Raw genomic sequence first — 13,309 nt, 5'->3', positions numbered from 1 at the left:
TTTTGCTTCGTATTGGACAACATTATAGCATGCTGCTTTTAACAGAAAAAAGCTCTTTTCCAATAAGGAAAAGAGCTTTTCTAACTTGATTACGCTAAACGCATAACGTCTCTTGCAATCATTACTTCTTCGTTTGTTGGGATGACGATCACTTTTACAGGAGAGTGCGGGTAGCTGATGAATGCTTCTTCGCCTCTCATGTTGTTAAGGGAAGGATCCCAGTAAACGCCCATGAATTCTAGTCCACGAAGTACACGTGCTCTTACTTCTGAACTGTTTTCACCGATTCCAGCTGTGAAGATGATCGCATCTACGCCATTCATTCTTGCTGCATAAGAACCGATGTATTTGTGAATACGGCTCGCAAAAATATCAAGAGCGACTTCTGCACGGTCGTTTCCTTCTTCTGTTGCTTCTTCGATATCACGAAGGTCACTTGACAGACCAGACACACCTAAAAGACCACTCTTCTTATTCAAAGTAGAAAGCACTTCTTCAGCAGTATGTCCTGTTTTTTCCATAATGAATGGAATAAGGGCAGGGTCAATGTTACCTGAACGTGTACCCATTGCAACACCAGCAAGTGGTGTGAAGCCCATAGATGTATCGATTGATTTTCCGCCTTCAACTGCTGCGATACTCGCACCATTTCCAAGGTGGCAAGAAATCAAACGAAGCTCTTCTAGAGGACGGCCTAATAACTCTGCTGCACGCTCTGTTACGAACTTGTGGCTTGTCCCGTGGAATCCGTATTTACGAATACCAAAGTTTTTGTAGTAGTCGTACGGAAGGCTGTATAGGTAAGACTGCTCTGGCATTGTTTGGTGGAATGCTGTATCGAACACAGCAATCGCTGGTACGTCAGGCAGAATTTGTTTGAATGCTTTGATTCCTACAACGTTTGCAGGGTTGTGAAGTGGTGCAAGCTCTGAAAGCTGATCAATGTCATTGATGACCTCATCTGTTAAAACAACAGAATCGCTGAATTTCTCTCCGCCGTGAACGACGCGGTGTCCTACGCCATCAATTTCATTAAAGTCTTTGATGATGTTAAATTCAATTAGTTTTTCAAGCAGCATTTTAACCGCTACTGCGTGATCTGGAATATCTGTCACTTCTGTTTTCTTTTCTCCATCTACAGAAATCGTGAAGATACTGTTGTCCATTCCGATTCTTTCAACAAGCCCTTTTGTTAAAACGGTTTCTTCTGGCATGTCGAACAATTGGAATTTAAGAGATGAGCTTCCTGCGTTGATTGCAATAATTTTGGACATTACTGTCGCTCCTTTTACTCAGTTGTTATATAAGGTTTCACGTTTTTTCCGGTGCTATATTCAACCTGTTTGACGGGTCTTTTATAGTTTAACGATAAGTCCGAAAAATATCTGACTTTTTCATTTAAACATTGAAAACTTTGCATTTCAAGTGCACCTTCAAACTGTTATCGCTTACATGAATAAGTCGTTATTTTCTGAATAGTAAAATATCCAGATTATTGACAAAGAGCTAAAATGATTTTTATTTTAGCTCTTTGTTTTCTTTTCAGTGTGATAGGAAACCTTTGCAGCTCTAGGAAGGGCGAGCACCGGAGCAGAGCGAATTTGGGATTCGTGAGCACCGGAGCGCAGAACTGCGGGCGAATGCGAGGGTTTGTCTACACACTGAAATAGCCAGAAATAACTCTGGCTATTCTTTCGTTTCTTTTTCTTCTATAAACCATTGGTCTAATTTTCTCATCACACCGACCATTGCTTCCTTCTGAGAGAAAGACGGCAGATTGGCAAACAGCATCCGTTTTGGTGCTTCCAGCCCTTCTTTTTTCTTCTGCATCACAAATAAGCTTTTGGCGTGTTTTTTGTCCTTAAACATGGACACTGGCAGCTGAATTAAAGCATTCATATACGCATGATCTTTGATGAAATCCTTTAATTGTACGCTCTCTTTCCCTTCAAACAAGTCGTTTGGAATGATGAAGAATAAGAAGCCGCCTTCTTTTGTGTATTGCAGACTTTGTTCAATGAATAAATAATGGGCAAAGGCATGTCCTTCTTTTGCCTTTAATTCAAAGTCCGCTGCACGCTCATCATTTGGATAATAGCCGACTGGGAGGCTGCATACAGTGACATCCACTGGTGAGATCAGAAGCGGCTCAAGACTGTCCTGGTGGAAAAGCTCGACTTCTTTCTCTTCTAAATTCGCCTGAGCCCAAGCAATTTTAATGAGCACATCATCAATTTCAGACGCAAAACCGCGCTTTGTTTCTGCGGTGAGATTGTTTAAGACAGCAAGCAGTAAGTTTCCTGTTCCCGCTGCTGGATCAAAGACAACAAGTTCTTTTTGACCTTCTAAAAATTTATTCACCAAATAGCTGACAAACAGTCCAATCGTATCTGGTGTCATCTGGCGATTTGGATGAGAAATATCCTTTTGACCTTTCAATACGGCGAGCTGAAACGCTTTACGAATCTGCTCATGATCATAAGAAGCAAAATCTGCTTTCTCTATTAAATCCTTTAATAAACCGTTTCGATCATTTGCTTGGAAAAAGGCTTCTCCTGCTTCAGCCAATGCTTCAATATAGGAAATGCTCTGTTCCTTTTTCAATCGAATAGAAGCTGTATCGAGCAGTTCAAAAATAGTACTTACTTGATCTTTCTGCAATGCTTTTCTCTCCTCGCTTTGTTAAAAGCTATATGTTCTCATTGAAAAGAGCCCCAGGTTGAAGCCGGAGCTCTTGTCGATGCTGCTTTTATAACAGTGATTTTGCAGCTTCAATGGCTTTTTCATAATTTGGGTGATTCGTTGCTTCACTTACGTATTCAGTGTAAACCACTTTTCCGTTAGGGTCTAATACGAAGACTGCGCGCGCCAATAAACGCAATTCTTTCATATACACTCCGAATGCTTCACCAAATGACATATCTCTGTGATCAGATAATGTTTCAACATTTTCAATTCCGTTTGCTCCGCACCAGCGTGCTTGTGCAAATGGAAGGTCTGCACTAATCGTATAAATATTGACCGGACCTAAACCGGCTGCCTCTTCATTGAAACGTCTTGTTTGTGCGTCACACACACCTGTATCAATAGAAGGAATCACTGAGATGATCGTCACTTTTCCTGCTAAATCAGAAAGTGAAACTTCTCCAAGTGAGTTCGTTAAAACCGTAAAATCAGGAGCCTGCTCGCCTACTTTTACTTCATTTCCTACAAGCGTGACAGAACTTCCTTTAAATGTGATCGATGCCAAAACAATTCCTCCCTTTTCAAATGTATGGTTCTATCATAGTAGAGAAAGCAAAAAACTGCAAAGCCTAATCGTCCATTTTGCAAAAAAAGTTAACTGCAGCGCAGCTAACTTTTTAAAGGTCTATGTCATCTAGTTTTCGTTCTTTGTGACGGTGCTCCCGCTCATCCTTCTTAAACATGTGCTGAAGACGTTCAATTGCTTGAGGAGCAGAATCCAATATTTTATCGAGCAGATGTGTGTGTTCATCCAAATGAAGCATTCGAACTCCGTTTGTTCCTACAATTAAGAAGGCGATTGGTGTAATCGACACCCCGCCCCCGCTACCGCCGCCAAATGGGAGTCTCGGTTCTTTTCGTTCCTGTTCATCAGAACGTTTTTCTTTCTTTTGGTTCCCGTTAAATTCACTGCCGCCGGCTGCAAATCCAAAACCAACCTTTGACACAGTGAGGATGACACTGCCGTCAGGGGTTTCGACTGGATCGCCGATGATTGTATTCACATCTATCATTTCTTTTAAGTTTTCCATCGCTGTCTTCATGAGACCTTGGATTGGATGATCTGCCATTTTCGGGTTCCTCCTTAAACAGATGATTCATTCTTCGTTGCTTGAAGAGAGGCACTTTTTCTCGCCTTTCTCCCTTTTAACCAATGGACAAGTAAACGAATGGCTGCAAGCATAGCATGTCCAATACGAAAATAAGCTATACATGTAAACTGAGTCTGTGACACGTTGTGCTGAAAGGCTGGAATGACTTCATATACCGGTTTATGCTTAAAGGTGAGATGCTCCTGCATAAAGGCAAGCAGTGCTCCTTTAACTGACCACACACCGCCGGCTGCTACACCTGTTAAAGCGGCGTCATGAAAGCCGATCCATGTCGACCAGTGAAACGAGACAACTCTTATGTGAATGAAAAACTTGCGCATGATCCGGTTTAAATCGACAACCTCTTTTGTGATGCGCTCCATTTGATGAATAATTTGCTTCATATCACGTTTTCCCACTTTTTTATGCATCGATTCTTTTTCGTGATCAGGCGTTTTAGCGCTCTCCATTTTCTTTTCACGAATATCAATCGTTTGATCTTCTGGATTGACCCTCACCATCGGAATCTCTTTTTTGAGCCTGACCAATCCATATAAGGTGATGACCTTCAGTGCAATGTGGTCATTGTCGTTTGTATGCGAATAGTCCAGCGAAATGGTTACTTTCATGAAAATCAACAAGATCACAAGAAACAAAAACACTGCGATCCAAACGTAAAGCACTGTGCTCACTTCCTCCATAACAAATGATGCTTCCCCTACGATTATGGCTCTCATTCTGGATTTTATACCCAATCAACAAAAAAGAGTTTGACCGGTACCCGGCCAAACTCCTCTGATTATACATTTGATTCTGTTTTTTCATATAAATGTTCATGGACGACCGCCGTATCGGCAAAGTAGTCATGAACCCCTTGCTTTTTCGGTGAGAACCCAACGATAGCATAGAGAACAAAGATCGTATTAATGTAGCGTCCCACAATCTCTCTAAAGAAAATAACATCCCATGCCAGCTTCTTCTCAGGCTGTAGCGAGACCACTTTAATCCCAAACACCATCTTGCCAAGTGTTTGTTGAAAGATTTTCGTCATGATGGCGAAATAAAGGAGGAATACAATCGTCGTTGTGACGGAAAATGGAGAAAACCATCCCCCTCCTTTGGACCAGCCGAACAGACTAAAGATGGGAGAAACCGTCAAATGGTTTACACCCCAAACGACGAGCCAATCAAGAATAAACGCCCAAAATCTAATCCAAAAACCTGCAAACGCCTGTGCTTCAATTGAAGCGCGCTTCACAAAGGCCGGCTTCGATTCTTCCTCTTGGCTGCGGCTTTCGCTTACTTCATCGAATGTAGAATCCATCTATGATCCCTCCTTTATTTTGAATAGAGATACATCGGTTTAGACCCATTTGAGCCAGCCAGTGTTTCTTTTAAATTCAGAAAATCAATTTCGCTTTTAAAGAGCTTGTTTGCACTCATGTTGAAGAGAGAATTCCAGCCAAAGCTTTGAGAATAGCTGACCACTGTTGCTCCTTTTAAGCCTTTTTCATTTTTCTTCATCGCTTTTAGTGCATCTTCATAATACCCAAGTTCATCGACTAATCCGTTCGATTTTGCCTGTGTTCCGTCATATACCCGGCCGTCAGCAATTTTCTTGACGTTCTGTTTTGACATGCCTCGTCCTTCAGAGATCACTTTGACAAATCCTTCATAAGAGTTATCGACCATGCTTTGCATGATGTTGCGCTCATCTTTTGTCATATCACGATTTGGAGACATGATGTCTTTGAATTTCCCGCTCTTAATTGTTTCATATTTAATGCCCAAATTATCTGCCAGCTTTGAATAATTCAAACTTTGCATGATGACACCTAACGATCCTGTTAATGTTTCAGGTGAAGCAAAGATTTTCTTCGCTGGAGTTGACACGTAGTAGCCGCCAGAAGCTGCCATTGAGCCCATAGATACGTAAATCGGCTTTTTCGCTTTTTTCACTTCTTCTAATTTTTTATGTATTTCAGCACTTTCATAGACACCGCCGCCAGGAGAGTTTACGCGCAGCAGTACACCTTTTACAGAAGCATCCTCTTTTGCTTTATCTAGTTCCTTGAGGAAGGCACGATGATCATAACCTTCTCCGCCTAATAGGCTCGATGCGCCGCCATTATCTTGAATGGTTCCATTAATCTCAAGAACAGCAATCTTGCCTGCACCGCTGCCATTCTCTAATACCTTTTCTTCTATTTCATCCCCGAATTGATAGCTCATTTTATTGTCATTGAAGCTATCGAACAAGGCCATCGTGACACTAATCACAATTGAAAATCCGAAAACACCAAGTGCAATAATTAACGCTACCCATCTTTTCGCATTCATCTTTTTCTCCTCCTTTTTGTCTCACTTCATTCATACGAATGCCCACATGAAATGTTTCACAGGAATTGTGGTTTTTTTACATTTCATGTAGGCATATGATAGCACCTCTCTTAAATAACGATCAACTTTACATCGTCTACTTAGACATACGCATGACGAAAAATTGGCTTTTTTATCCTCTCCCTGCACCTAATAGGCTAGATCTTCACCGCAACGAAACACCTAAACCATTCTTTCACGAGAAAACGGCTATTCAATTATGCTCAGGATCCAGCCATTTCAAATCACTCACATCGACTCATTTCTCAAAAAGCAAATTCGATCATGAGGCGTGTCTCTCTAATGTTTTTACTTTCATATGAAAAAAGTGTAAAATGTGAGCAAGGGTTTTCATGTAAGCCCTTTATTATTGGAAATTATTTTTGACAGCAAAGGGGAGAACGTCAATGACAGACAATCGTCGCAATGTATTTTTCTTTTACAAAAAAGATCATGAATTGGATGGACACATTTCTTCTCTCGAGAAGCTCGCTACCGACCAAGGCTTTCACGTCGTCAAGCGTGCAGAGGATGCCCACATTATTGCTTCAATTGGCGGGGATGGCACATTTCTTCAAGCAGTCCGCAAAACGAACTTCCGGGATGACTGCTTGTATGTAGGGGTATCAAAATCAGAGAATACGCACCTATACTGCGATTTCTCGTTAGAGCATTTTGATAAAATGATTGATGCCATGAACACTGAACAGCTTGAAGTGAGAAAATATCCGATCATCGATGTAAGCGTTGACAGCACAAACCAGTTCCATTGTTTAAATGAACTGTCGATCCGCTCCAGCATTATTAAAACATTTGTGATCGATGTGTATATAGATGATTTCCACTTTGAAACTTTTAGAGGCGACGGCATGATTATTTCCACTCCGACTGGCTCAACGGCCTACAATAAATCGGTGAGCGGCGCCGTGGTTGATCCAATGCTTCCTTGTATGCAAGTCACTGAGCTTGCATCGCTGAATAATAACTCGTACCGTACATTAGGCGCTCCTTTCATCTTAAGCAGTGACCGCAAGCTGACGCTTAAGGTAGTGCAGGATGGAAACGATCATCCAATTATCGGGCTTGATAACGAAGCGCTCGGCACAAAACACGTCAAACAAATTGACATTGGCCTTTCAGGAAAAGTGATTAAGACGGTCAAATTAAAAGACAACTCTTATTGGGAAAAAGTAAAACGCAGATTCCTTTAATCTGTCAGATTGTTGAGAATTTATCGCGCGCTGAAAGCTCCTTTATGGGGCTTTTTTTTATGTCTTTTCATTCACGGTCATGGTTATGGTATGATGTCACATGAATGTACGAAAAGGAGAACACGATGACATTACAACATTTTAATCAATATCCATTAAGTGATGAATTGAAACAAGCGCTTGAAGCGCTTCACTTCCATACACCAACACCTGTTCAGCACGAGACATTATCCGTTGCTTTTTCAAAGCAGGATTTAATCGTCAAATCTCAAACTGGGAGCGGCAAGACTGCAGCCTATGGTCTGCCGATTTGTGAAATGGTTGATTGGGCTGAAAATAAACCTCAAGCCCTCATCCTCGTTCCAACACGAGAGCTCGCCATGCAGGTCAAACAAGACCTCACAAGCCTCGGGCGATTCAAACGAATCAAAGCCGCAGCCATTTATGGAAAAGCCTCTTTTCAAGCCCAGAAAGTAGAGCTTTCACAGAAAAACCATATTGTGTGCGGGACACCAGGCCGCATTTTGGATCACCTTGAGAAAGGCACCCTTTCTTTAGAAAATCTCAAATTTTTCGTGTTAGATGAAGCAGATGAAATGCTGAACATGGGATTTATCGATCAAGTCTCTTCTATTATTCAGTATCTGCCGCCAAAGCGCATGTCGATGCTGTTTTCAGCGACAATGTCTGATGACATGAAGAAATTGAGCGAACAGTTTTTACAATCACCCAAAGTCATTGAGATCGCACGTGAAGAAACGTCTGTACAGCAAATCACCCACACCGTGATTGAAACAGAAGAAGAATCGAAATTCACCCTTCTTCAGCGTACGATCGTCATTGAAAATCCAGATAGCTGCATTATTTTCTGTAATACACAGGACCGGGTGAATGAACTCACGATGAAGCTGGACGAATGGGATGTGCCCTGTGACAAAATTCATGGAGGCATGAGACAGGAAGACCGTTTTGATGTAATGGATGAATTTAAAAAAGGTGAATTCCGTTATCTGATCGCAACAGATATAGCAGCCCGCGGAATTGATGTCAGTGATATGACACATGTGATTCATTATGATCTTCCTTATGAAAAAGAGCGCTATATTCACCGAACTGGTAGAACAGGCAGAGCCGGAAAAAGCGGAAAAACAATTGCGTTTATGACAAAGAATGCAAAGCCGCTTATTGATGAATTAAAGCAGGATGCCGGCATAGATTTTCAAACTCAGCCTTATCCAACGAAGGAAGAAGCAGAGAAGCATGTAGAAAGCTTTGAAGAAAAGATTGAAACGCCGATTCAAAAGGAAAATAAACAGGCAGGCGTTGAAAAGGATATTATGAAGCTTTATTTTAACGGCGGGAAGAAAAAGAAGCTGAGGGCTGTTGATTTCGTTGGGACCATTGCCAAAATAGAAGGCGTTGCCTTCGATGACATTGGGATTATTACGATTCAAGACACGAAAACATATGTAGATATTTTAAACGGCAAAGGCCCTCTTGTGCTGAATGCCATGCGTCACACAACCATTAAAGGCAAGCAGCTAAAAGTACATGAAGCACGTTCTTAAAAAGTGAAGGCCCAGCGCCTTTACTTTTTTATTTATGATGTAATAAGCGCACAAACCTTGATCCCATCAGCCTTTCCTGCGTCCAACATGACAAATGTCATATTGAATACATGATGGGTGCTACTATGAGCATGACACCTTTCCTTCTATACTTTGAAGTAGAAAGAAACGGAAAGGACTTGAACGTTCATGACGACTTCAACAAACACACAGCAGCAAGCCACTTTAAGAAAACAAGTAGGTCAATTCTCTGGTGCTGATTCGAAAAAAAGTATCATTCAACTCTTTAATACATTCATTCCATTTTTAGGGCTTTGGTTTCTTGCCTATTATAGCCTGAATATCTCCTACCTTTTAACCCTCTTCTTTGCGGTTATTGCAGCTGGGTTTTTAGTACGTGTCTTTATTATTTTTCACGACTGCTGCCATCAATCCTTTTTTAAACAGAAGCCGCTAAATCACCTGTTCGGTTTTTTAACGGGCGTACTCACCCTTTTCCCTTATCTTCAATGGCAACGAGATCATTCAATTCACCATGCCACAAGCAGTAATTTAGACAAACGAGGTACTGGCGACATTTGGCTCCTAACAGTCAAAGAATATCAAGAAGCATCAGCATGGACGAAATTTCGCTACAGATTTTATCGTAACCCTTTTGTGATGTTTATTTTGGGACCGATCTTTGTCTTTCTCTTAAAAAACCGTTTCAACGTCAAAAATGCTCGTAAAAAAGAGCGTTGGAACACGTATTTCACAAACGTGAGCATCATTGCGTTAGCAGCCGCAACATGTCTTCTTTTTGGCTGGCAGGAATTCCTGCTTGTTCAAGGTCCGATCTTCCTGATCTCAGGATCTATCGGCGTATGGTTGTTTTATGTACAGCATACGTTTGAGGACTCTTACTTTGAAGCAGATGAACATTGGAACTATGTGCAGGCAGCTGTAGAAGGCAGTTCTTTTTACAAATTGCCAAAACTACTTCAGTGGTTAACAGGCAATATCGGTTATCACCATGTCCATCATTTAAGTCCGAGGGTACCGAATTATCATTTGGAGCATGCACATGATCATAGTGAGCCGCTTCAAAATGTTCCAACCATCACTTTAAAAACAAGTATCGAGTCAATGAAATTTAGACTTTGGGATGAAGAAACGAAAGCATTCGTTACCTTTAAAGAAGCACGGCAATCTAAGAAGCTACCCGCACCTGTCATTAAAGGAGACATTCTAAAGAAAAATGCATAATTGGTGCAAGCTCTTTCTTACACTAGAAGGAGCTTGTTGTCATTTACAGGATGCAACCATAAGTTGAATTTGATAAAGTAAAGAAAAAGAACGAAAAAGAAAAAAGGTGGCACACGGATGAAAAAACAGTTTAAAATTCAAAAATTGCATGGGATTTCTCCCTATATATGGGCCATTTTTTTCATCCTGCCCTTCTATTTTATCCTTAAGACACCTTCGACTTTAGGTATTGTGATCGGCATTATTTTGAACGTCGTTTTTTTCGCTGTGTATCGTTTTGCCTTTGTCGCAAAAGGCTGGTCATTATATGTCTTTGGCCTTTTATTGATCGGTATTTCAACTGGTTATGTGATGCTCTACAGCTATATTTATTTCGCTTTTTGCATCGCCTATTTTAACGGACATATTAAACGAAAAGTCCCCTTTTATATCTTGTACTATATCCATCTGGCGAGTGCCGCCGTGGCAGTGAACTTTAGTTTGATCTTAAAAAAGGGCTGGTTTCTCACACAAATTCCTTTTGTGGTGATCACCCTGATTAGTGCCATTCTTCTTCCTCTCAGCGTTCGGAGCAGGAAGGAACGTGAACGGCTTGAGGAGAAATTAGAATATGCCAATGAACGGATTGCTGATCTTGTGAAGCTTGAAGAAAGACAGCGCATTGCACGCGACCTGCATGACACCCTTGGACAAAAGCTTTCTTTGATCGGTTTAAAAAGTGATCTTGCACGTAAACTCGTGTATAAAGACCCTGAACAGGCTCGTGCCGAACTCAAAAGCGTCCAGCAGACCGCCAGAACGTCTCTCAATGAAGTGCGGAAGATTGTTTCCTCCATGAAAGGCATCCGAATTAAAGATGAAATGTCGAACATCGAGCAAATTCTCGAAGCAGCCGGAATTGAGTTGATCTATGATGAAAAGGAAGCACCGAAACACATCTCACTTCTGAACGAAAACATAGTGAGCATGTGCATCAAAGAGGCAGTGACGAATGTCGTCAAACATAGTGATGCGACTGTTTGTAAAATCACCATTCACCAAAAATCAAAGGAAGCCATCGTCACCGTTGAGGATGACGGAACATTTAAAGGCGACTATCCATCCTCTCAAACGAAGGGTCACGGCCTTTTAGGAATAAGAGAAAGATTAGAATTTGCAAATGGCCGCCTGCGCATTGAAACAAAAGACGGGACAAAGCTCATTATGAGCATTCCAAATGATTCAGCAGCAAAAGAAAAGGAGGGGATGAAATGATCAACATCTTTATCGCAGAAGATCAGCAAATGCTGCTTGGTGCACTCGGTTCACTTCTCGATTTAGAAGACGATATGACGGTTGTTGGGAAAGGTACGAACGGCCAAGATGCCATCGATTTTGCCAAAACACACCCTGTTGATATTTGCTTAATGGATATTGAAATGCCGGGGAAAACCGGACTTGATGCAGCGGAAGAGCTTAAAGGATCAGATGTAAAAATCATCATTTTAACGACCTTTGCCCGCTCTGGTTATTTCCAAAGGGCGCTCAAAGCGGGCGTCAGCGGCTACATGCTGAAAGACAGCCCAAGCGAGGATCTGGCAAGTGCGATTCGCAGTGTGATGAAAGGGAAAAAGGTGTACGCACCTGAATTGATGGAAGACTTATATAGTGACGAAAACCCTTTAACGGAGCGAGAGAAATCAGTTCTTGAACTTGTCGCTGACGGTAAAAACACAAAAGAAATTGCAAAAGAACTCAGCATTAAAAGCGGCACTGTCCGGAACTACATTTCCATTATTTTAGATAAGCTAGAAGTGAAAAACCGCATCGAAGCCATTACACGATCAAAAGAAAAAGGCTGGTTTAAATAAGAAAAAAGATCAGGACACATGCTGCCTTGATCTTTTTTTTATCGAAAATCCCCCCTTTATTTTTTATCACCAGCTATCAAAATGTCATTGACAACAGCCCACAGTTCTATGATATGATATCCAAGTGATAATAATTATCATTATCACTAATACAACCAAATATACGGCTATGTGCCGATTTCAAAGGAGTCTACATTCATGAAGAAAATATTGTTCCCTCTGATGCTCATCTTTGTACTTGCATTGAGCGCATGTGGCAATAGCAGCAGCTCTTCCTCAAATAAAGGAAATCAATCAACATCATCAGACAAAATTACATATCAATCTGAAAATGGTCCTGTGAAGCTTCCAGCACATCCAAAACGTGTTGTTGTTCTTGGTTCTTACACAGGTAATGTCATGTCACTTGGTGTGAACCTCGTCGGCGTTGACTCTTGGTCCAAAAAGAACCCTCGCTTCCAAAAGGAATTAAAAAATGTGGAAGAAGTATCGGATGCCAATGTAGAGAAAATCATGAAGCTAAAGCCTGATGTCATCATTGGCTTAAGTAATACTAAAAATGTAGAAAAGCTCAAAAAAATTGCACCAACCGTTTTGTTTACGTATAACAAAGTGGATTACCTTCAGCAGCACATTGAAATTGGAAAAGTATTAAACAAAGAAAAAGAAGCAAAAGCTTGGGTTAAAGATTTCAAAAAACGCGCAGCTGAAGCAGGAAAAGAAATCAAAGCAAAAATCGGTGAAGATGCAACAGTTTCTGTCTTTGAAAGTGGCACAAAAGACCTTTACGTCTTTGGAGATGCATGGGGCCGCGGAACAGAAATTCTCTATCAAGCAATGAAACTGAAAATGCCTGAGAAAGTGAAAGAAAAAGCATTAAAAGCCGGCTACTACGCAGTTTCTCAAGAAGTCATCCCTGAATTTGCAGGAGACTATATGATCATTAGTAAAAACAGCGAAATGGACAATTCCTATCAAAACAGTGAAATTTACAAGTCCATCCCAGCTGTCAAAAAACATCGTGTGTATGAAGCCAATGCAGAGGAATTCTATTTTAATGACCCACTCACACTTGAATTCCAACTATCATTCTTTAAAAAGCACTTTTTAGGTAAATAAGCTGAAGCAAGGGACCTCTTCCCTTGCTTTTTTCTTGTCTGCTTCTAGCGGCAGAGCTTTTTTTCCGCTACAATGACAACAAGTGAATACAAAAAGTGTGG

General features: G+C 41.1%; 13 protein-coding genes. 6 read left to right on the top strand and 7 right to left on the bottom strand.

Annotation, left to right across the window (positions count from 1 at the left end; all coding sequences use genetic code 11):
• Positions 1-89: 89 nt before the first annotated feature.
• The 7 genes from MHI60_RS13145 to sppA form a co-directional block, all read right to left on the bottom strand.
• Positions 90-1,274, bottom strand: a complete 1,185-nt coding sequence (locus tag MHI60_RS13145; RefSeq protein WP_007501728.1) for an acetate kinase — start codon at positions 1,272-1,274, stop codon at positions 90-92.
• Positions 1,275-1,686: 412 nt separating this feature from the next.
• Positions 1,687-2,661 (bottom strand): class I SAM-dependent methyltransferase, encoded by a 975-nt coding sequence (locus MHI60_RS13140; protein ID WP_095409269.1) that lies wholly within the window; start codon positions 2,659-2,661, stop codon positions 1,687-1,689.
• Positions 2,662-2,749: 88 nt separating this feature from the next.
• Positions 2,750-3,250 (bottom strand): thiol peroxidase, encoded by a 501-nt coding sequence (gene tpx, locus MHI60_RS13135; RefSeq protein WP_048239080.1) that lies wholly within the window; start codon positions 3,248-3,250, stop codon positions 2,750-2,752.
• A 112-nt stretch (positions 3,251-3,362) separates the two neighbouring features.
• Entirely contained in the window at positions 3,363-3,815 is a 453-nt protein-coding gene (gene ytfJ / locus MHI60_RS13130) for a GerW family sporulation protein (RefSeq protein WP_007501733.1), read from the bottom strand.
• Between the two features lie 14 nt (positions 3,816-3,829).
• The gene (locus MHI60_RS13125; protein ID WP_144471357.1) at positions 3,830-4,537 is read right to left on the bottom strand and encodes a DUF2953 domain-containing protein; all 708 of its coding nucleotides are present in this window, start codon (positions 4,535-4,537) and stop codon (positions 3,830-3,832) included.
• Between the two features lie 98 nt (positions 4,538-4,635).
• Entirely contained in the window at positions 4,636-5,160 is a 525-nt protein-coding gene (locus MHI60_RS13120; protein WP_048239082.1) for an RDD family protein, read from the bottom strand.
• A gap of 14 nt (positions 5,161-5,174) precedes the next feature.
• Positions 5,175-6,176, bottom strand: a complete 1,002-nt coding sequence (sppA, locus tag MHI60_RS13115) for a signal peptide peptidase SppA (protein ID WP_144484937.1) — start codon at positions 6,174-6,176, stop codon at positions 5,175-5,177.
• A gap of 446 nt (positions 6,177-6,622) precedes the next feature.
• On the opposite strand from sppA, the gene MHI60_RS13110 reads away from it, so the two are divergent.
• The 6 genes from MHI60_RS13110 (at position 6,623) to MHI60_RS13085 (ending at position 13,208) form a co-directional block, all read left to right on the top strand.
• A complete protein-coding gene (locus MHI60_RS13110) occupies positions 6,623-7,426 on the top strand; it encodes an NAD kinase (RefSeq protein WP_024424814.1) in 804 nt (267 codons plus the stop codon).
• A 125-nt stretch (positions 7,427-7,551) separates the two neighbouring features.
• Positions 7,552-8,994: a DEAD/DEAH box helicase gene (locus MHI60_RS13105; protein WP_144484939.1), complete on the top strand. Its 1,443-nt coding sequence runs from the start codon at positions 7,552-7,554 to the stop codon at positions 8,992-8,994.
• 189 nt (positions 8,995-9,183) lie between these two features.
• Positions 9,184-10,239 (top strand): fatty acid desaturase, encoded by a 1,056-nt coding sequence (locus MHI60_RS13100; RefSeq protein ID WP_144484941.1) that lies wholly within the window; start codon positions 9,184-9,186, stop codon positions 10,237-10,239.
• A gap of 117 nt (positions 10,240-10,356) precedes the next feature.
• On the top strand, positions 10,357-11,493 hold the full coding sequence (locus tag MHI60_RS13095) for a sensor histidine kinase (protein WP_095409274.1): 1,137 nt from the start codon (positions 10,357-10,359) through the stop codon (positions 11,491-11,493).
• Entirely contained in the window at positions 11,490-12,089 is a 600-nt protein-coding gene (locus MHI60_RS13090; protein ID WP_095409275.1) for a response regulator transcription factor, read from the top strand. The genes MHI60_RS13095 and MHI60_RS13090 overlap by 4 nt, the downstream gene beginning before the upstream one ends.
• A 198-nt stretch (positions 12,090-12,287) precedes the next feature.
• A complete protein-coding gene (locus MHI60_RS13085) occupies positions 12,288-13,208 on the top strand; it encodes an iron-hydroxamate ABC transporter substrate-binding protein (protein WP_144484943.1) in 921 nt (306 codons plus the stop codon).
• The last annotated feature ends 101 nt before the right edge of the window (positions 13,209-13,309 follow it).

Origin of the sequence: Bacillus sp. FSL K6-3200 (assembly GCF_038630485.1) — a bacterium.
Classification (GTDB): Bacteria; Bacillota; Bacilli; order Bacillales; family Bacillaceae; genus Bacillus; species Bacillus safensis.
This window is presented reverse-complemented; position numbering and strand designations above follow the sequence as displayed.

Bases quoted from the DNA above. Each gene is read 5' to 3' on its own strand.
- MHI60_RS13145 (WP_007501728.1), bottom strand. From the start codon at position 1,274: ATGTCCAAAATTATTGCAATCAACGCAGGAAGCTCATCTCTTAAATTC.
- ytfJ (WP_007501733.1), bottom strand. From the start codon at position 3,815: ATGGCAGATCATCCAATCCAAGGTCTCATGAAGACAGCGATGGAAAAC.
- MHI60_RS13125 (WP_144471357.1), bottom strand. From the start codon at position 4,537: ATGGAGGAAGTGAGCACAGTGCTTTACGTTTGGATCGCAGTGTTTTTG.
- MHI60_RS13120 (WP_048239082.1), bottom strand. From the start codon at position 5,160: ATGGATTCTACATTCGATGAAGTAAGCGAAAGCCGCAGCCAAGAGGAA.
- sppA (WP_144484937.1), bottom strand. From the start codon at position 6,176: ATGAATGCGAAAAGATGGGTAGCGTTAATTATTGCACTTGGTGTTTTC.
- MHI60_RS13110 (WP_024424814.1), top strand. From the start codon at position 6,623: ATGACAGACAATCGTCGCAATGTATTTTTCTTTTACAAAAAAGATCAT.
- MHI60_RS13105 (WP_144484939.1), top strand. From the start codon at position 7,552: ATGACATTACAACATTTTAATCAATATCCATTAAGTGATGAATTGAAA.
- MHI60_RS13100 (WP_144484941.1), top strand. From the start codon at position 9,184: ATGACGACTTCAACAAACACACAGCAGCAAGCCACTTTAAGAAAACAA.
- MHI60_RS13095 (WP_095409274.1), top strand. From the start codon at position 10,357: ATGAAAAAACAGTTTAAAATTCAAAAATTGCATGGGATTTCTCCCTAT.
- MHI60_RS13090 (WP_095409275.1), top strand. From the start codon at position 11,490: ATGATCAACATCTTTATCGCAGAAGATCAGCAAATGCTGCTTGGTGCA.
- MHI60_RS13085 (WP_144484943.1), top strand. From the start codon at position 12,288: ATGAAGAAAATATTGTTCCCTCTGATGCTCATCTTTGTACTTGCATTG.